Source organism: uncultured Draconibacterium sp., from assembly GCF_913060805.1.
Classification (GTDB): Bacteria; Bacteroidota; Bacteroidia; order Bacteroidales; family Prolixibacteraceae; genus Draconibacterium.
Window position 1 is genome coordinate 19,373 of record NZ_CAJXTC010000031.1, and the last position, 19,434, is coordinate 38,806.

Here is a 19,434-nt window from a genome sequence, read left to right on the forward strand (position 1 = left end):
GAAATAAATTCCGTGGTTTTCTGTATCGTTGTTAAGTTATTGATCAAATAATCAGCATGGCATCGCCATAAGTTCCAAAACGGTAATCGTTTTTCAAGGCAACATCGTAAGCTTCCATTACAAAATCGTATCCGCCAAAAGCGGCAACCATCATCAACAATGTTGAGTAAGGCAGGTGGAAGTTTGTAATCATGCTGTTTGCAACGCTAAACTCGTAAGGAGGGAAAATAAATTTGTTTGTCCATCCTTCAAATGGTTTCAAAAATCCTTGTGTTGATACCGAGCTTTCGAGAGTACGCATTACCGTTGTTCCAACGGCACAAACATTACGTTTCTCTTGTTTTGCTGTATTAACCATCTCGCAAGCTTCATTGTTAATCCAAATTTGCTCCGAGTCCATTTTGTGCTTGGTAAGGTCTTCTACATCAACACTGCGGAAGTTTCCTAAACCAACGTGCAAAGTAACGTAAGAGAAATCAACACCTCTAATCTCCAAACGTTTTAACAACTCGCGGCTAAAGTGCAATCCTGCTGTTGGTGCAGCAACTGCGCCTTCGTGTTTGGCAAAAATAGTTTGGTAACGATCGGTATCTTCTGGTTGTACCGGGCGGTTGATAGTTCGGGGAAGTGGTGTTTCTCCCAGGCTGTAAAGTGTTTGTTTGAATTCGTCGTAAGGACCATCGAACAAAAAGCGCAAAGTACGACCGCGCGATGTAGTGTTGTCGATAACCTCGGCAACCAACAAATCGTCGTCGCCAAAATACAGTTTGTTACCAATACGTATTTTACGTGCCGGATCAACCAAAACATCCCACAAACGTTGCTCGCGGTTTAATTCGCGAAGAAGAAAAACTTCGATTTCAGCTCCGGTTTTTTCTTTGTTACCATACAAACGTGCTGGAAACACTTTGGTATCGTTAAAAACCATCACATCTTTATCATCAAAATAATCAAGCAGGTCTTTAAACAATTTGTGTTCAATTGTTCGTGTTGCTCTGTTTAGCACCATCAGTTTCGATTCATCACGGTTATCGGCAGGGTGCAAAGCAATCTTTTCCTGTTCTAAATTGTACTTGAATTTTGATAACTTCATATTGTAATTTATTTATTAATAGTCATTTTTATGCGATCTGCAAAGATAATACAGTCAGTTGGTTTTTTAATTCAGGACCACGTTTTACGGTGAAATTTTCAAATGGTTTCATTTAAATTTAAGTTTTCCAGAAAAAAATCCACTTTAAACGCATCTTCTAATTTATAATCGCCAATTCTTGTTCTTATTAATCCGGTTAAGTAAGCGCCGCAATTTAATGCCTCGCCAATATCGCGGGCCAACGATCGGATGTAAGTTCCTTTGCCACAAATTACCTTTATTTTTATCTCCGGAAGATTAAACGATTCAATTTCAATGCTTCTTATAACAATTCTTTTTGCTTTAAGTTTTACATCTTCGCCATTTCGGGCATAATCGAATGCGCGTTTCCCTTTCACTTTTACCGCCGAAAATACCGGTGGTACCTGGTCGATCTCTCCGATAAACTGCGGTAAAATATTTTCAAAACTTTCGCGTGTAACATGTGAAAAATCGGCCTGGCTGTCTTCTTCGGTTTCCAAATCGAACGATGGAGTTGTTGCTCCGATCTTTAACGTTGCAATGTACTCTTTTTCGCCCAGTTGCAGCTCCTCAATTTTTTTTGTGGATTTGCCCGTGCACAAAAGTACCAGTCCGGTTGCCAGCGGATCAAGCGTTCCGGCGTGGCCAACTTTCAACTTTTTTATTCCCATCATTTGGCAAAGGTTATACCTAATCTTGTTAACCACATCAAACGATGTCCATTCCAATTCTTTATCGAAAAGCAAAATTTCCCCGCCAGGGAAATCGTATGTTTTTTTGAAATCGGGCATTAAGAATCTATATTCCAGTGTATTAAGCCTGTTTTGAAAAATCAGGCTGCAAAGATAGCAATTAGCCCAATAAGAGCGCAATAAATTGCAAAATAAATTAATTTACCGCGTTTTACGATTTTGATCATCCACGAGCAAGCCAGCCATCCTGAAATAAAAGCACTTACAAAACCTATTAACAAAGGCATTAATTCTACTTTGGCCGAATTTAGCTCGCCAGTTATGATGTCGACAAAAGCCGCTCCGAGAATTGGTATTAAAACCATCAGGAACGAAAAACGGGCAACATCTTCTTTTTTGCCTTTCAAAAGTAGACCTGTTGCAATGGTCGATCCGCTTCGCGATATTCCCGGCAAAACGGCCAGCGTTTGTGCAATGCCAATTAGTAATGCCTTGCCAAAAGTGATCTTGCCATCGCTTTTTTTAACAAATTGAGTAAGTGTGAGTAAGCAAGCCGTAAAAAGCAGCATGCAGCCCACAAAAAACAAGTTGCCGGTAAATAGAGCTTCCAACTTGTCGCGGAACAGAAATCCGACAATTACAATTGGAATAGAAGAAAACAGAAGTTTACTGATGTATTCGGTTGACTCATTCCATTGAAATGCAAAAAGATCTTTGCACAAAACCATAATATCTTTTCGGAAGACCAGAATAGTACTTAATACCGTAGCCACATGAACGGTTAGCACAAAAAGTAAACTGTTTTCATCTTTTATACCTAAAAGCGCGTGGCCAATCTCAAGATGTCCGCTTGAACTAACGGGAAGGAATTCGGTAAGTCCCTGGATAATACCGAGAAGTAATGCCTGGAGTTCGGTCATAGAAAGTTGGGGTTAGTCGTCTTTTGGTTTTTTCATAATGGCGTAAATCTCGAACCCAAAACCCAAAAGCAACAGGATTGGAGCCAGTGTAATTCGGCGAAAACTAAAAATTTCTTCGCTAAAAACATTGGGATCGTCGCTTCCGCCGCCGGCCATTAATATAAATCCAACAACGATTACGGCAAAGCCAATTGCCATTAGTTTATAGTTTTCTTTGCCCAATGCAAAACCTGCTGTTTCCTTTACTTCTTTATTTTTTTTAGCCATTATTTTCTGAAATTGTGGTGTAAAGATAATTAATAAAATAATTCATCAAATTTCATACGAAGGAATTTACCCAGCGCCAGCCACGTTGATAAAAATGAGATGCTAAAGCCCAGCAAAAACACAATGCCGCCAATGAGCATGATCGTTTGCAGATCGGCAAAATTTATCAATCCGTAGAGTTCTTGTTTATATATATAAATACTGCCAATTAGAATGGTGTTGGCCAAGATTCCGCCAAGCGCACCGAGAAATAAACTTTTTATTAAAAATGGTTTACGAATAAAACCTTTGCTGGCTCCCACCATTTGCATGGTATTTATGGTAAACCGTTGCGAATAAATCAGCAGCCGAATGGTGTTGTTAATCAAACCAAAGAATATGAATGTAAGCAGTCCGCTTAAAATAAGAAGTGCCAGACTTATCTTTCTAACGTTTTCATTGATTAGCGTAACCAGGTTTTTCTGGTAATAAACTTCGGTAACCTGAGGGTATTCCAAAAACTTCTGTTCCAAAACCTGAAGACTGTCGGTGTGAGTGTAGGCGGCGTTTAGTTTAATATCGAGCGATGCAAACAACGGGTTGTAGCCCAGAAATCCCTGGAAATCTTCGCCAAGCTCTTTTGTTAATTCGTTGGCGGCCGATTCTTTGTCGATATAGTTGACCGATTTTACAAATTCGCCGGCACTTAAAATTTTCTGCAGCCTAATGATTTCCGATTCACGCAAATCGTCGGCAAGCACCAGTGTGAACCCGATTTTTTCGCGCACATAATCCGATAGCTTTTTGCTGTTGATAAGAATAAAACTCAGCATTCCCAGCAAAATAAGCACAAGCGTAATACTGGTTAACGAAGTAATCCAGGAATTGAAAAAACGCTTTTTAAACTTTTTCGGTTTTTTGCTCATGCTGCTTCAAATATCTACTTCTTACAAATGTATATAATTTTGTGAGCGACAATAATTTCGCTTTACCTTCTTTTTTACAATGGTGTGTTAACATTAAATTCATCTGAGGTTATTGTTGCGAATCCTGCGGAGAATGGTAGATTTGAGCTGTTTTCAGAAAAGGAATCCATATCGGTCAGAAAATCATTTAACTAATTGAATTTTTGACTGTTATTTCTTTGGAAATCCAAAAAAAGAGAATACTTTTGCAGTCCCGATTATTATCCTTAGAAATAAGGAGTGTAAATAGTTGATTTTCTTGGAGTAAGCAGTTTGTCGAAAAATTCCGTTGAGACAAAAAATGCGACGAAAAGTAAAATCAGAAGTGTTTTAAACAATAAAAAATTAGAAAAGTGGACACACTTAGTTATAAAACTGTTTCGGCAAACAAAGCTACCGTTAACAAAGAGTGGGTAGTTGTTGATGCTGAAAATATGGTATTGGGACGTTTGGCAAGTGTAGTTGCCAAAATGTTAAGAGGTAAATACAAGCCAAATTTCACACCTCACGTAGATTGTGGTGATAACGTAATCGTTATCAACGCTGAAAAAGTTGCCTTAACCGGTAAAAAAATGTCGGACAAAATTTATGTTCGTCACAGTGGTTACCCTGGTGGACAGCGTACTCAAACTCCACAAGATATTTTAGCTAAATATCCTGAGCGTTTGGTTGAGAAAGCTGTAAAAGGTATGCTTCCTAAAAACAAATTAGGTAGCGACTTATTCAGAAATTTGCATGTTGTAATTGGTGCTGAGCACAAATATGAGGCTCAAAAACCAAAAGTTGTTGATTTAAATACGATTAAATAATGGAAGTAATAAACACAATCGGACGTAGAAAATCAGCTGTTGCTCGTATTTACGTAAGCGAAGGTAAAGGAAATATTACCATCAATAAAAGGGAACTTAAAGAGTACTTTCCTGCAGAAACATTGCAATACATTGCATTGCAACCATTAAACCTTCTTGAGGTTGCAGAGAAATACGATATCAAAGCAAACCTTGATGGCGGTGGCCCAAAAGGTCAGGCAGAAGCCTTCCGTTTGGCAGTTACCCGTGCATTAATGGAAATCGATCCTGAGTCAAGACCACAGTTGAAAGCTGCAGGTTTTGTTACCAGAGACCCACGCGAGGTGGAACGTAAAAAGCCGGGACAACCAAAAGCAAGAAAACGTTTCCAATTCTCAAAACGTTAAGATTATTATTTATCAAATTATATGGATCTAAAACGGCTGTGATTTCGTCATCAGACGGACTACTCAGTGGTTGCTTTTAGAGCATAGAAAAAGTAAAAAGATGCCAAAAACAAATTTTCAAGAATTATTGGAAGCAGGTGCTCATTTTGGTCACCTGAAAAGAAAGTGGAATCCAAACATGGAGCCTTATATCTTCATGGAGAAAAACGGTATCCACATTATCGATCTGCAAAAAACAGTTGTAAAAATTGATGAAGCTGCTGCAGCCATCAAACAAATTGCAAAATCAGGTCGTAAAATTTTATTCGTAGCAACTAAAAAGCAAGCCAAAGAATTGGTTGCAGAGCAAGTTAAAGAGGTAGGAATGCCTTACGTAACTGAGCGCTGGCCAGGAGGTATGCTTACCAACTTCCCAACAATCCGTAAAGCGGTTAAAAAAATGATCTCCATCGATAAAATGATGAAGGACACAAGTTGGGATAACCTTTCAAAACGCGAAAAACTACAAATCACTCGTCAGCGTGCGAAACTGGATAAAGTATTGGGTTCAATCTCAGACCTTACCCGTTTGCCAGCTGCATTATTTGTTGTTGACGTATTGAAAGAAAAAATTGCTGTTCGCGAAGCAAAAAAACTGGGTATTCCAGTATTTGCAATTGTTGATACTAACTCAAATCCTGAGGATATCGACTTTGTAATTCCTGCTAACGACGACGCTTCTCAGTCAATCCGCATTATTGTTGGTGAGATGTGCGACGCTGTTAAAGCTGGTTTGAGCGAGCGCAAAATTGAGAAAGATAAAGAAGACGCAACTGAAGAGGCTCCTAAAAAGAAGGCAGCTAAAGCAGAAGAAACTTCTGAAGAGTAAGTAAAGGTTAAGTAAACTATAAACCATTTAAAAGAAATTTTAATTATGTCTTTTACAACAGCAGACGTAGTAAAATTGCGTAAAGTATCGGGCGCAGGGATGATGGATTGCAAAAATGCCCTGAAAGACGCCGAAGGTGACTTTGATAAAGCACTGGAAATCATCCGCGAAAAAGGAAAATTAATTGCTAACAAACGTGCAGACAGAGACGCCGCTGAAGGTGTAGCTATTGCAAAATCAACTGAAGACGGTAAATTCGGTGCAATCGTTGTATTGAATTGCGAAACTGACTTCGTTGCTAAAAACGAAAGCTTTGTAGCATTTGCTGAGAAAATTTTGGCAAAAGCATTGGAAGCTAAACCAGAAAGTTTGGAAGCATTAAAAGCCCTTGAAATTGATGGTACCAGCATTGAATCATTGGTTACTGAGCAAACTGGTGTTACTGGTGAGAAACTTGACCTTTCATACTACAAATGTTTAGCCGACGAGGCTGTAGTTCCTTACATCCACCCTGGAAACAAATTGTCAACTCTTGTTGCTTTCAACAAAGCTGTTGATAATCAGGTCGGAAAAGACATTGCAATGCAGGTAGCTGCTATGGCTCCTGTTGCTGTAAACGAAGATTCAATTCCACAAGCTGAAATTGATAAGGAATTAGAGTTCGCTAAAGAAAAATACCGCAAAGAAGGTAAACCGGAAGCAATGCTTGAAAAAATTGCTCAAGGTTCATTGAACAAGTGGTATAAAGATGTAACTCTTTTAAACCAGGCTTTCGTTAAAGACGGAAAAATGCCGGTAAAAGATTACTTAAAGCAAGCTGATGCAGACTTAACAGTAACAGCTTTCGATCGCTTTACTTTGAACGCTTAATACAAGCAAAAGCATATATTGAAAGCCATCCGATTTTCGGGTGGCTTTTTTTATGCAAGTCCCCATCTTTTTAGGTGTACTGCCTTTTGTGTTTCGTCCGGAAGAACCATCTGGCTTCGATCTGCTTTCTTCGCCGGACGATTTCGCTTTGGTCATTTCATCACGGCGCTACGCACCGGGTTATTCACATTAGACACTTCCAGCGTCATGAAAAATTTGCAATTCCGACATAGTAGCTAGTCAATAAAGTCGTTTTAACGTTGTCATCCAATTCAATATCCCGAAGGGATAAAACATGCTTAACCTCGGGTGAAACCCGGGGTTGATGAGAAAGTAAATCAAAGGCGCAAATAATCAGTTATTCAACGCACAACTGCTGTATGCGCCTCGTAATCTGATTTTTTTATGAAATTCTGTCGTTAGGCCTCACTTTCATCACTGTTGGTGATTTCTGGGAATCATGAATGTTTTTTATGCAAGTCAATTTGATACAAACAAAAATGTTCACGCAGAGATCTCTAAGTTTTCGCAAAGCACGCAAACCAGACTCTTTACCTTTGCGAATTTTGCGCTTCTTCTTTTCTTTGCGTGAAACAATATTGATATCCTTTCATCCCTGTTGGTGATTCCATAAATCATGAATGTTTTATGCAAAAAAAAGAGCCTTTCCAGAATTACTGTCTGCAAAAGGCTCAGTTTCTATGTTGAGGTAATCTTATCGTTTCAATACTAATTTTTTCACCTGGCTAATTTGGCCGTCTTTAATAAAGCGGCACAGGTAAACTCCGGAAGTGGCAGGTGCGCCATTCATGTCGTCGCCTTTCCATTGCAGGCGGTGTATGCCTTCGTTGTAACGGCGTTCGGTAATTTGTTGAACACGCTGTCCGAACAGGTTGTAAATTTCAATCTGAATATCCGAAGCGTCGCTGATCATAAACTGAATAGTAGCTGTTGAGCTAAACGGATTCGGGTACACAGCGAAATCAGTCTCCGGAATCGGCACTATATTTTCAACCGATGTTGTGGCATCACCTTGTTTTACAACAATGGTGCTGAAGTGAATAATGTTGGCATAAATTTTATTTCTTACGGTGTCAACCGCTACATGCTCGTCAATCTCTTCGAAGCCGGTATTTTCGGCAAAAAATACATCCAGTTCTTCGGGTGTTACTCCCAATGAGTCTAGCAGATCGTGCTTAAATACCAAACTTAAATTAACAGGTACGTTAAAATAATACGGCTCAACAATGGTATCCGACCCAACCGGTTTAACACTGAATTTTACGCCGGTTATTACCTCGTCGGTAAATGTAACTTCGTTGCTGCTATCGCTAACTTCGGCATATTCTTCAGGAATAAACATGAAAATCTCAATGTCTTCATCGATACATCCATAAGGAAAATGCAGCATTCCCGCATTCAAAATGTTTAACGGGTAGGGAAGACCACCAATTTTATAGCTTTCACCTTCTTTAAAAGTTTTTGCTTTTAGTTCCTGTCCGTCGGGTAGTACTCTTCTGATTGAAATGGTATTCACTTCCATATCAACTGTTGAGTCAACAACCAGCAGTTCAACCGAAGCTTTAAAATTGCTGTATTCGGCATGTACCAATGTCATTCCTGTTTCGCCGCTTAGCGTAACTAAACCTTCTTCCGAAATTGTAGCAACACTGGTGTCCGAAACGCTCCATAAAAATTCAGCATCCTGGTGTTTGTTACCGTTTGTTTTGTAATCAGCTTCGTACAGAATAGGCTCATGTCCGGTATAAACCATCATATCGCCAGGCTCAATGGTAAGCTGGTTGCCACGGTTATTTTCAGCTTGTTCCTGTTTTTCTTTTTTCTCCTTTTTGGCTTTGCTTTCGTAAACGGTAACTTTTGCCGTGTCGGCCAAATCACCCAGCGTAGCAATTATAGTTCCGTGCCCGGTATTTTCTGTCGAATAGAACATGTTTACTTCCGGATCGGGGAACATTCCCAATTCAGCCGGTTCAGCCGACCAAACAAACGAAGTATCAACTTTTGTTCCTGTTGAATCGATATAAAAAGCACGAAGTTCCACCGAATCGCTCACTTCCACTTTTATATGGTCGGGAACAATTTTAATCTTCGGATACTCGTCCTCCATTTTATACTCATCATCTTCGTCCTCGTCATCATCGTCTTTAACGGGGCCGTTTACTTTCAGCATTACCGAATCGCGCAGGTCTTTGTATTTGGCAATCAAATAACCTTCGCCGGGATGGTTGGTGATTAAAAATCCATCTTGGTTTACTTTTCCCAGGTAGCCGGGTTCGGTATTCCATTTAATTTTAGCATCATCTACTGCAGTGCCGGAAGTGTCGGTATAAACAGCCGAAACTTCGTACATGGTGTCGGGGTTTAGTGTTAGGTCTCCGCCAAAGATTTCAAGCGACTCCTGGCCTGTTGCGGCAAAGGTCGTGAGCAAAGCGGTTAGTAACAGCAATAATTTCGAGTTTGTGTAAAATTTCTTCATAAGCAGAATTTTAAATTTTGCCAACTTCATTATCGCATATTGTAGGTCAGGGAATAATTAAATCAAGTTACGGATAACTGAGGCAAAAACAAAGGGCCGCATTTCTCCGGGCAGTTGAGTTTTTTGTGTTGACTAAAATATGTTTTGTTTACGTCCTATATAAATATTCCAAAAAAGACGAAAAGGTAATCTTTTTGCACGCTTTTTGCGTATAAATAATTGGCTTGACATAAACGAAATATTATGAAAGTAATGTTGAAGGAAGACTTGTTTGCTGGGCAAAATGCAGAGCTTTGGCAAACAAGTGAAATAGTTAATAAGTTAAAAACCAGTTATTATGGCAATTTTTGTATATGGAAGCGTCGTGATAGCTATAATCGTTGCAGTATTGATTTTATGCTATCGGGATGTAAAACATAGCTAAAAGTATTTTGGTATGGGGCTGCACCCATGAAATACCACTGATTGAATGGAGTAAATGCCATAACAGGCGTAGTTTGTACTTATTTAACCACTTTCCTTAAAACCTAAATACTCACATTTTTCTGTTTGTACTTACCTCTTAAACACTGATATTCTGCTAGATATTAACAATTGGATTTTGATAACTCCCTCATTTAAAGCGAAACAACTGCTGTTTTAAGCCGTAACTTCAACTGTACTTTAAAAACAACAATTATGGCAGTTCTAATTTATGGTGTATTATTTCTGATGGCGATTTCAGTAATGATGTACAGAAGTTACCTTGATGTGAAACAGAATCATTAATTTCTGTTTAGTCGTCAATCGTTGAAATTCTTCCTTGGCTCCAAAACGGATTTGCGAAAATCTGTAATATGGATTTCTGCCCCCTTTTCAAAAATTACTTCATTAAAATTTCCTTCCACATTTTACAACTTAAGTTACTGGGCACTTTTCGTTTTTCCCCTTAATATTGATTTCAACCTGTAACACTTCTCCACACTTAATGTGACTTTTTTTCCACAACAATTTCACTTTTCCTCGAACTCTATAAAATCCTTTAGATTTATTAAGGTGCTGAAAAACAGTGTGAAAACCAATTGGTATTAATTGTTTGGGCTACCGTGGCACATGTTTGGAGTTGATATTACTAATGAATCAATAAAGTTGCGTGAACTCAGCAGTTAAAAATTGATTTGACAACCAGGAAGAAACACAATATAAACAGGTGGAGAAAGTAGCGTGCAATAGTGCACAGAAAAATATAAAATCAGGTATTATGAAACGTAGTTTAAAAGAATTAATAGGATATTCCGTTCAAGCGAAAAACGGAGAAGAAGGTAAGGTAAATAACTTTTTGTTCGACGAAAAGAGTTGGATAATACGTTACGTGGAAGTGGATTTGGGAAGCTTCTTTAATCAGAACAGGGTGTTAGTGCCCTATAATTTCCTAGGTGAACCGGATTGGGAAGACAAGACTTTCAAGATTAACTTGAGTGTCGACAATATTAAACGGTCGCCTAATTTGAGTTTTGACATGCCGGTTTCGCGTATTTACGAACGAAAGCTGGCCGACTACTACGGGATTAAATATCCTTACTGGATGGTCGATTCTGCAGCATTTGCCGGAAATGAAGTTGTATTTTATCCGGGAGTAGCATTCAGAGCGCCGCGTAAGGTAATTAAGGAAGAAGATATTGATACAAGTTTGCGTAGTTTTAACGAGATTAAGGGATATGGAATTAACGCCACTGACGACAAATTCGGACATATTTCCGATATGATTATTGATGACACCGATTGGCAGATTCTGTACTTTGTGGTAGACACAAATAATTTGTTCCCATGGAGTAAGAAAGTGATTCTTCCGATCGAGGTGATTGACAAGATCAGTTTTGCAGACCGCGAAGCCCGTGTTGATATGACAAAAGAAGCCATTAAAGACTCGCCGGAATATAATCCGGATGATGCAGTAAATGCCGAGTTGGAAGAAGTTCTTTACGATTATCACGGTAAAAGGAAATAGAACGAATTGAAGTAGAATATTAAAAAGCCGAAGGCAGAAGTCTTCGGTTTTTTTTTATTGCTGTAATAATTGCAATGTGTGGAAAATCAGTGAATTACTGTAGAATATTTTCACGTTTGCCTTGTTATTATTGATGAAGCAAAGGTTTCAACTTTATTTTCTTAGAAGGGGTATGCATTCAAGAAATAGCGTATTGGATTTTTCTCCATTTGTTTGTCAATCTGGATCGATTCTAAATAGCTTATGATTAGTAGTATAGAGAGATTGGTGTGCCGATAAAATGTCTAGTTACTGCAGAATTTCAGCACAATTGTCCTTCCTCAAAAAACGTCATAAATTCTGGTAATTAGGGCTAAGATTCGGATTGTGGCACGGTATTTTAACTATTAATAATAAAACCTGAAACAGGCAGTTGAGCTACGAACAGCAATTTTAATAGTTCGGAAAGGCAGGCTTGTTTCAGTCAACTTTCTAAAACACAGAAAAGAAAAGGAGAAAATTTAGTTATGAAACAATTTAGAAAACAATTTAATTTTAAGACACTTTTATTCGCACTTGGATTCTTAGTTTCCGTGGCGGTATTGCCACTGCAGGCTCAGGAAAAAAAGGTAAATACGGCTTTCAATACAAAAGACATGCATAACCAGGATATGGAATATGCCGACCAGTTGAAAGAGATCATTGAAAAATATCCGGCTTTTACATTTAAGTACGGCCTTAAAAATGGTAAAGTACAAGATGTAGTGGTAACCGGAATTGATGATGAGATCGACAGAAAACGTATGGAAGTAGTTTTGTTCAACTTAAACCATCATCGGAATATGGTAACGAAAACCGACGAACGCGTTGGAGTTTTTTACGATATTGATAAACATGCGATGTATGAAGGTGGTGAACAAGCATTAGAGCAGGAAATATTAAGTAACCTTGAATATCCGAAAGATGCTAAAAACTGGGGCGTTGAAGGAACCATTTATGTGAAAGTAGTTGTGGATGATGATGGTACGATACCATTTGTAACTACAAGTACGAACATTGAAACATCGGTTGAAAGTTATCTTGACGACCTTGAGGAACAGGCAATTGCTGCCGTACACGAAACCTCGGGTGAATGGGAACCTGCCGAAGTTGAAGGTGTTGAAGTAGCTTCGTTGGCAGTAATTCCAATTACCTTCGAGCTTGAAAATCATCCGTTTATGCGATAGAAATAACAGTTAAAAAATTAAGAGCACCGGCCATAATTTTGGTCGGTGTTTTTATTTGCTGTTTTACGTTACTTGTTAATTGGAATTTGCAGCTTAACCTGTTTTTAGAGTAGGAGAAAATAAGAGTAACGAGCCTCTCACGGGATTCGAACCCGCGACCTGCTCATTACGAATGAGCTGCTCTACCAGCTGAGCTAAAGAGGCCTGATTGGTACAATAGTAACTATTTTTCGTGATATTAAATATGCCAAATGATAATGCAGCAAAAGAAAATGGAGGGAATTAATTGTTTGGGAAAGTGTTTCTGTTAATCTAAAGCTGTTTTGTTTTCTTCGAGACTCGAATTGAATTCGAGGTTGTAGAACAAACAATACTTCTCTAACAAGCGAAATCCGTTGGCCGAGAGTTCCATCAAATCCGGGAAAAACTGAATTAAAAGTGCTTTAGCTTTTTGATGTGTTTGTTGGGCAAATTCCGATTCCCGGAATCGTGCAGGATATTTATCTGTCGCACGGATTATGGCTTCCAGCTCGAGCGTTAATCTTATTTCATTATAATTTTCATCTTTATCAGCTACCGAGTCGGCGCAATTAAACATGTGGCTGGCATATTGCATTAGCTGTTTGTTTAGTTCATCTTTTGGCACGTTTAAGTCAGGATGCTCATTTGCAATAAGCAATTGTTCGCGAATAAAATGGCGTTGAAATTTTTCCAAAAACTGATCGATGCGCTTAAATTCAGCACTTAATTTCAAATGAAAATCTTTATTGAATTCCTGACTTTTCATACTCATATAACAACGTAAAACTGAAAAAGATTTTTAGTGTGTTTAAAATACGGGAAATGTGGCATTTGGCAAAGGAAATGGATATGGTGTAAAGCATGTTTTATGTGAATTATCCCGGTCTTCCAACAAAATAGCCCCTGCAAAAGCAGCAAGCTTAATTTATATTTTAAAGTCTTTGAATTTCGGTCTTCGAACTTCCGCTACAAAACCGACGCTTATCGACCGACTTAAGCAATATCGTTCCTATTTATAATATTCATATTTACGCTCCAGGATTGTTTTAGCAGTGTCATCTTCGATTATGGTCTTTTTAATCCAATTGCCTCTTTCGTCGTAATCATATCTATAAGTTTTTTTACTTCTTAATTCGCCATTGGGACCGTACCGCTTTTCTATAATTTTATTTCCATTTTCATCATAACTATAAGTGGACTTTCCATTTAGAATATCATCGGTGTAACTGTTCCATTCAATTTTGTTTCCACTATCATCATATTTGTAGATGTGCCTCATGTATACAATGCCAGCTGAATTGAGCAATTTTTCTTCGATTCTATTTCCATGTTCATCGTAATTGTAAAAGTGAATTTCGTCTAAATTACCATACGAGTCGAACTGATTCACCTCGATTTGATTTCCGTTACTATCATATTGATAAGTATTCGTATGGAATAAACTACCATCCGAATCGTACTGCATCTTTTCAACCATATTCCCGTTTATATCATATTTATATTCGTATGTATGCGACATCTTTAATGTACCATCTGAGTTGGACCAGTTTTCTTCAATCGAATTTCCATGTTCATCGTATTTATAGGTGTATTTTATATACAAACTCCCATCTGATTTATAACCGTACCATTCTATTTGTTTCCCATACTTATCATATTTCCTTTCAACATCATACTTCCAGCTATTTACAATCTTTTTCCCTTTTTCAATATTGCCAAGGTGTTCGATGGCTTCAAAGGATAATTCTGTGTAGGATTTAACCTTCCCTTTTAGATTTTCTTTTTCAGGTATCATTATTAATAATTGACCGTATATCATTGATGATAGAAGGAGAAGAGGTATAATAAGGGTAGGTTTTAGTAACATAGCTATTGTTTGTTTATTCATCAAAACTTACTCCACCATAATATTCATCAATATCATAGTAGTCAACAGTGTACTTGCGGTAACTTAAGGTGTCAAACAGAGGAAAGGAAACACGAATACCTCCGCGATTTTGTGGTATATCATTTATATCGTCCATTTCATGAGCTATGAATTTAATTTCATTGTTTAAACTATAGAAAATGTCTGAATACCCTTTTATAAATTTAAATTTTAAGTTTATTACTCCACTTGAATCGCTAGTTATTGATTTGGTTTCCAATGGAATTCTTCTTTCAAGTATTCCTTCTTGAGTTTCAGTTCTAAATGAACTTATCTTTATGGGATGAGTAAGGAAATAATCTTCTTCAATTAGGTCAAGGCCAAAGTAGTATTTGTTAATTACATTGTATATTTCCAGTTCAATTTCAAAACTGTCTCTGATAGGCGTTGGTTCTGCCTCCAATTCAATAAATTCATAAGTAGTTGCGTCCATATCAACTAAAATATGATCAGTACTATCTGCTAAACTATATATATTTTGGCGATCCGAAATATATATCCCAATTTTTCCAAATGGCGCTTTCTCGAAACTAAATTTTCCGTTTATATCGGTGTCAGTAGAGTCCAGGCTTTCATACTTTATATCTGGAATAGTTGTTCCATTAGGACCATGAGGATCAAAAGATACGTTCCTGTTTATGAGGTAAATTCTTGTTCCTTGAATAGGTTCTTGGTTGATTCCCGATTTTAATTCACCATAAATTCCTTTTTGCTCTGACTCTGGGCTAATTGTTTCTTTTGAACACGCTGAAAGGAAAAGCATGAGAAGAAAGATGTAATGAATATTTTTGATTGACCTCATAATGTCTTGGTATTGGGTTGTTTAACATATGTGCTCCGGCCAAGAATTATCTATTAAAATTACAAAATAAAGTCCAAATTCGAACATATATCTTTCTGATAATGTGACAAATTCGAAACTCACCTTAAGTATCAAAAATTTAAAATCCAACAATTAAAAAAGCCCCTCCGAAAATCGAAGAGGCTCTACTATCTTAATTTTGCCTTTTGCCTTTTGCCTTTATACTTTTGCCTTGGCTCCTACAAAGCCGTCACCATCAAACCGGCATCCGTATTTTCAACTTTAGCCACATTCTTTTTGGTGAGGCCTTTAATGGCTTTATCCCATTTTTTGTTGCTCAGTCCGGCTTTATCTTTTAGTGCAGGTAATTCGATTGGCGATTCTGCTTTCAACAGTTCGAAAACTGCTTTTTCGTCGTCGGTCATTTCCACTGCTTTTTTCTCCGGTTTCATTTGCGGGAAGAACAATACATCCTGAATCGACGGGCTGTTGGTCATAAACATGGTTAAGCGGTCCATTCCAATTCCCATTCCCGATGTAGGTGGCATTCCGTATTCCAGTGCACGCAGGAAATCCTGGTCGATAAACATCGCTTCATCATCACCTTTTTCCGACAGTTTCAGCTGATCTTCAAAACGCTCGCGCTGGTCAATCGGGTCGTTCAGCTCAGAGTAGGCGTTTGCCAGCTCTTTACCGTTAACCATCAACTCGAAACGCTCTGTAAGCTCCGGATTGTCGCGGTGCATTTTTGTAAGCGGCGACATTTCTTTCGGGTAATCGGTAATAAACGTTGGCTGAATGTAGTTGCCCTCACATTTTTCGCCAAATATTTCGTCAATCAGTTTTCCTTTACCCATGGTTTCGTCGATCTCAATATCAAGCTTTTTGCAGATATCGCGCAGCTCGTCCTCCGACTTACCATTAATATCGTAACCGGTGTGCTCCAAAATGGCTTCGGCCATGGTTACACGTGGGTAAGGTGCTTTATAATCGATAATGTTGTCGCCCAACTGAACTTTTGTTGTGCCGTGCAATGCCATTGCCACTCGCTCACAAATTTCTTCAGTAAAGCTCATCATCCATTTGTAGTCTTTGTAGGCCACATAAATTTCCATCACGGTAAATTCCGGGTTGTGGGTGCGGTCCATTCCTTCGTTACGGAAATCTTTGGCGAACTCGTAAACACCTTCAAAACCACCAACGATAAGTCGTTTCAGGTAAAGCTCGTTGGCGATACGCATGTACAAAGGCATGTTCAGCGCATTGTGGTGCGTAATAAACGGACGCGCAGCAGCTCCTCCCGGAATTGGCTGCAGAATTGGTGTTTCCACCTCGTGATAACCATACTCGTTAAACATTTGGCGCATGGTGTTGTATATGATTGTCCGTTTTTTGAACGTCTCTTTCACTTCAGGATTTACGATCAAATCGATGTAACGCTGACGATAACGCTGTTCCGGATCGGTGAAAGCATCGAAAGTTTTTCCGTCTTTTTCTTTAACGATTGGCAGTGGACGCAACGATTTATTCAGCACTGTAAATTCAGTAACATGAATGGTTAATTCGCCCATTTGCGTAATAAAAGCATGTCCTTTTACGCCAATGATGTCGCCAATGTCGAGCAATTTCTTGAATACCTCGTTGTACATCATTTTATCGTCGCCCGTGCAAATCTCGTCGCGGTTAACGTAAATCTGAATACGTCCTTCGTGGTCCTGGATCTCAGCAAACGCAGCTTTCCCCATAATTCGGCGGCTCATCAAACGGCCGGCAATCACTACATCCTGAAAATTCTTCTCATCTTCCTTGAAGTTCTGTTTTATATCTTTGGTGTTGGTATTTACATGGTACTGTGCCGCCGGGTAGGGTTCAACACCCAACTCGCGCATTTTTTGCAACGAATTTCGTCTGATGATCTCTTGTTCGCTTAATTCCTGATGACTCATTTCTTCTTCACTTTTATTTTGCTGTCACACTTTTGTTTAAATGACAATTCTAATGTCATGGAAACGTTTGCCGAATCCTGTTAAAAAAATTTGGGCAAAGATAGTAAAACTGATTGGGAGAAAATATTGTTACTTACAGGAAACAATTAAAAAATAATGTTGAGGGTGAATGTTTTATTTCCATATGCGGTTGCATTTTGTATCTTTGCGCATTCACATCTTGAGAAACACGATAACGCAGCATGGATAGAATTTGGAACTTAAAAAAACAAGGCGACCAAAACGAGGTAAAACACCTTTCAGCGGCGTTAAATGTGAACATGGTGATAGCGCGCTTGCTGGTACAGCGGGGAATAAAAACCTACGCTGAAGCCAAAGCATTTTTCCGCCCCCGACTCAGCGATCTGCACGATCCTTTTCTGATGAAAGACATGGATAAAGCAGTTGCCCGATTAGATCAAGCAATTGAAAATAACGAGAAAGTAATTGTTTACGGCGATTACGATGTTGACGGAACTACTTCGGTGGCACTGGTATATTCGTTTTTAAAACAGCGCATTAAAGATATTGAATATTACATTCCCGATCGTTACAGCGAAGGATATGGAATTTCACCAAAAAGTATTGATTATGCCGTTGAAAAAGGGGTGACCTTGATTGTTGCACTCGACTGCGGAATTAAAGCTGTTGAAAAGATTGCAGGGGCCAAAGAACGTGGTATCGATTTTATTATTTGCGACCACCATAATCCGGATGATGAGGTACCGCCGGCTGTTGCTGTGTTAGATGCCAAACAATCGGATTGTCAATACCCGTACAAAGAACTTTCGGGCTGCGGCGTTGGATTCAAATTATTGCAGGCTTACTGCAAAAGACACGAAATTGATTACGAAGAAATTTACGATCTGCTCGATTTGGTAGCTGTGAGTATTGCTGCTGATATTGTTCCGATAACCGGCGAGAACCGGGTGCTGGCTTATTATGGCCTCAAAAAACTGAACTCGAATCCGGGAATTGGTTTGCAAACCATTATCAATTTTGCCGGAATCTCAGGAACCGAAATTACCATTAGCGATATTGTATTTAAAATTGGTCCCCGATTAAATGCATCGGGCCGGATTGAGCATGGTAAGAAGTCGGTGCAGATATTGGTTTCAACCGATGAAGATAAATCGGATCTGCTGGGCGAAGAGATCGACTCGTTTAACGAAATACGAAAAACGCTTGACCGCGATATTACCCAGGATGCCCTGGATACCATTGAAAACAGTCCGGAGTTTAAAGGCAAGAACAGCACCGTTTTATACAATCGCGACTGGCATAAAGGCGTTGTTGGAATTGTGGCGTCGCGGGTTACTGAACAGTATTACCGGCCAACGGTAATTTTAACCGAATCGAATGGTCTGGCAACAGGCTCGGCACGTTCGGTGCGCGATTTTGATTTGTACGAAGCCATCGGCCAGTGCAGCGATTTGCTGGAATCGTATGGCGGACACATGTACGCTGCGGGATTGACGATGCGTATTGAAAATATTCCGGAGTTCAGACAACGATTTGAAGAGATTGTGACCAAACAAATTACGGATAAACAGCAAATTCAAACCATTGAGGTGGATGCTAAAATTGCGCTTAGCGAAATTACGCCGCGTTTTTACCGCATCCTGAAACAATTTGCTCCGTTTGGCCCGCATAATATGACGCCGGTTTTTGTTACCGAAGATGTTTTTGATGCCGGTACCAGCCGCTTGGTTGGAAAGAATCAGGAGCACCTTAAGCTTGATTTGGTTGAGCCAGATGTTAATTCAGGAATTTTTCCGGGAATCGCATTTAATCAATCGGATGCTTACGATGTGATTACTTCAGGTTCGCCTTTCGATGTTTGTTATTCGATTAACGAAAACGAATATCGCGGAAAAACCAATCTTCAATTGTTTGTTCGCGATATCAAAAAACGTGAGTTTCTAGATTAAAGCGGAAGTGTTTTTAGCTGCTGCAATTCGTCAATTACTTTGGCGCCGGTTGCTTCTAAGCGTTCTTTCGACTGATGACCGTCGGCAACCAAAATACAATCAACTTCCAGTTGTTGTGCTACCTCAAAATCGTGGTTTGTATTATCGATTATTATTACCTTTTTTAAAAACAAAACACATTCTAAGCGAATTATAGTTCGCATTCCATA

Annotated in this window: 19 protein-coding genes and 1 tRNA gene; 8 read left to right on the plus strand and 12 right to left on the minus strand. The window is 38.9% G+C overall.

Features of this window, described 5'->3' with window-relative positions:
- Nucleotides 1-43: 43 nt before the first annotated feature.
- The 5 genes from queA to QZ576_RS16995 form a co-directional block, all read right to left on the minus strand.
- Entirely contained in the window at nucleotides 44-1,093 is a 1,050-nt protein-coding gene (gene queA, locus QZ576_RS16975) for a tRNA preQ1(34) S-adenosylmethionine ribosyltransferase-isomerase QueA (RefSeq protein ID WP_297099183.1), read from the minus strand.
- Between the two features lie 98 nt (nucleotides 1,094-1,191).
- On the minus strand, nucleotides 1,192-1,905 hold the full coding sequence (truB, locus tag QZ576_RS16980; protein WP_297099185.1) for a tRNA pseudouridine(55) synthase TruB: 714 nt from the start codon (nucleotides 1,903-1,905) through the stop codon (nucleotides 1,192-1,194).
- Between the two features lie 41 nt (nucleotides 1,906-1,946).
- Entirely contained in the window at nucleotides 1,947-2,726 is a 780-nt protein-coding gene (locus QZ576_RS16985) for an undecaprenyl-diphosphate phosphatase (RefSeq protein ID WP_297099187.1), read from the minus strand.
- A 12-nt stretch (nucleotides 2,727-2,738) separates the two neighbouring features.
- On the minus strand, nucleotides 2,739-2,993 hold the full coding sequence (locus QZ576_RS16990; protein WP_297099190.1) for a DUF3098 domain-containing protein: 255 nt from the start codon (nucleotides 2,991-2,993) through the stop codon (nucleotides 2,739-2,741).
- A gap of 29 nt (nucleotides 2,994-3,022) precedes the next feature.
- Nucleotides 3,023-3,898, minus strand: a complete 876-nt coding sequence (locus QZ576_RS16995) for an ABC transporter permease (RefSeq protein WP_297099193.1) — start codon at nucleotides 3,896-3,898, stop codon at nucleotides 3,023-3,025.
- A gap of 392 nt (nucleotides 3,899-4,290) precedes the next feature.
- Here QZ576_RS16995 and rplM point away from each other — a divergent pair, with 392 nt between their 5' ends.
- The 4 genes from rplM (at nucleotide 4,291) to tsf (ending at nucleotide 6,870) form a co-directional block, all read left to right on the plus strand.
- A complete protein-coding gene (rplM, locus tag QZ576_RS17000) occupies nucleotides 4,291-4,746 on the plus strand; it encodes a 50S ribosomal protein L13 (RefSeq protein ID WP_297099196.1) in 456 nt (151 codons plus the stop codon).
- The gene (rpsI, locus tag QZ576_RS17005) at nucleotides 4,746-5,132 is read left to right on the plus strand and encodes a 30S ribosomal protein S9 (RefSeq protein ID WP_297099198.1); all 387 of its coding nucleotides are present in this window, start codon (nucleotides 4,746-4,748) and stop codon (nucleotides 5,130-5,132) included. The genes rplM and rpsI overlap by 1 nt, the downstream gene beginning before the upstream one ends.
- A 100-nt stretch (nucleotides 5,133-5,232) precedes the next feature.
- Nucleotides 5,233-6,000 (plus strand): 30S ribosomal protein S2, encoded by a 768-nt coding sequence (gene rpsB / locus QZ576_RS17010; protein ID WP_297099200.1) that lies wholly within the window; start codon nucleotides 5,233-5,235, stop codon nucleotides 5,998-6,000.
- 45 nt (nucleotides 6,001-6,045) lie between these two features.
- Nucleotides 6,046-6,870, plus strand: coding sequence for a translation elongation factor Ts (gene tsf, locus QZ576_RS17015; protein ID WP_297099202.1), 825 nt, complete (start codon nucleotides 6,046-6,048; stop codon nucleotides 6,868-6,870).
- Between the two features lie 715 nt (nucleotides 6,871-7,585).
- Here tsf and QZ576_RS17020 read toward each other — a convergent pair.
- Nucleotides 7,586-9,367 (minus strand): T9SS type A sorting domain-containing protein, encoded by a 1,782-nt coding sequence (locus QZ576_RS17020; protein WP_297099204.1) that lies wholly within the window; start codon nucleotides 9,365-9,367, stop codon nucleotides 7,586-7,588.
- Nucleotides 9,368-9,610: 243 nt separating this feature from the next.
- Here QZ576_RS17020 and QZ576_RS17025 point away from each other — a divergent pair, with 243 nt between their 5' ends.
- The 3 genes from QZ576_RS17025 (at nucleotide 9,611) to QZ576_RS17035 (ending at nucleotide 12,559) form a co-directional block, all read left to right on the plus strand.
- A complete protein-coding gene (locus QZ576_RS17025) occupies nucleotides 9,611-9,787 on the plus strand; it encodes a hypothetical protein (protein WP_297099207.1) in 177 nt (58 codons plus the stop codon).
- Between the two features lie 820 nt (nucleotides 9,788-10,607).
- The gene (locus QZ576_RS17030; RefSeq protein ID WP_297099209.1) at nucleotides 10,608-11,354 is read left to right on the plus strand and encodes a PRC-barrel domain-containing protein; all 747 of its coding nucleotides are present in this window, start codon (nucleotides 10,608-10,610) and stop codon (nucleotides 11,352-11,354) included.
- A gap of 506 nt (nucleotides 11,355-11,860) precedes the next feature.
- A complete protein-coding gene (locus tag QZ576_RS17035; protein WP_297099211.1) occupies nucleotides 11,861-12,559 on the plus strand; it encodes an energy transducer TonB in 699 nt (232 codons plus the stop codon).
- Nucleotides 12,560-12,690: 131 nt separating this feature from the next.
- Here QZ576_RS17035 and QZ576_RS17040 read toward each other — a convergent pair.
- The 5 genes from QZ576_RS17040 to lysS form a co-directional block, all read right to left on the minus strand.
- Nucleotides 12,691-12,763, minus strand: a tRNA-Thr gene (locus QZ576_RS17040).
- Between the two features lie 103 nt (nucleotides 12,764-12,866).
- Nucleotides 12,867-13,352, minus strand: a complete 486-nt coding sequence (locus tag QZ576_RS17045; protein ID WP_297099213.1) for a hypothetical protein — start codon at nucleotides 13,350-13,352, stop codon at nucleotides 12,867-12,869.
- Between the two features lie 237 nt (nucleotides 13,353-13,589).
- On the minus strand, nucleotides 13,590-14,468 hold the full coding sequence (locus QZ576_RS17050) for a hypothetical protein (RefSeq protein WP_297099215.1): 879 nt from the start codon (nucleotides 14,466-14,468) through the stop codon (nucleotides 13,590-13,592).
- Nucleotides 14,461-15,309 carry a hypothetical protein gene (locus QZ576_RS17055; RefSeq protein WP_297099217.1) on the minus strand — a complete coding sequence of 283 codons (849 nt, stop codon included), beginning with the start codon at nucleotides 15,307-15,309 and terminating at the stop codon, nucleotides 14,461-14,463. Before QZ576_RS17055 ends, QZ576_RS17050 begins: the two co-directional genes overlap by 8 nt.
- Nucleotides 15,310-15,548: 239 nt before the next feature.
- Nucleotides 15,549-17,255, minus strand: coding sequence for a lysine--tRNA ligase (lysS, locus tag QZ576_RS17060; RefSeq protein ID WP_297099219.1), 1,707 nt, complete (start codon nucleotides 17,253-17,255; stop codon nucleotides 15,549-15,551).
- Between the two features lie 242 nt (nucleotides 17,256-17,497).
- Between lysS and recJ the strand changes: the two genes are divergently transcribed.
- Entirely contained in the window at nucleotides 17,498-19,225 is a 1,728-nt protein-coding gene (gene recJ / locus QZ576_RS17065; protein WP_297099221.1) for a single-stranded-DNA-specific exonuclease RecJ, read from the plus strand.
- Here the strand turns inward: recJ and QZ576_RS17070 are convergent.
- Nucleotides 19,222-19,428 (minus strand): HAD hydrolase-like protein, encoded by a 207-nt coding sequence (locus QZ576_RS17070; RefSeq protein ID WP_297099223.1) that lies wholly within the window; start codon nucleotides 19,426-19,428, stop codon nucleotides 19,222-19,224. The two genes, recJ and QZ576_RS17070, sit on opposite strands and share 4 nt — an antisense overlap.
- Nucleotides 19,429-19,434: the final 6 nt, after the last annotated feature.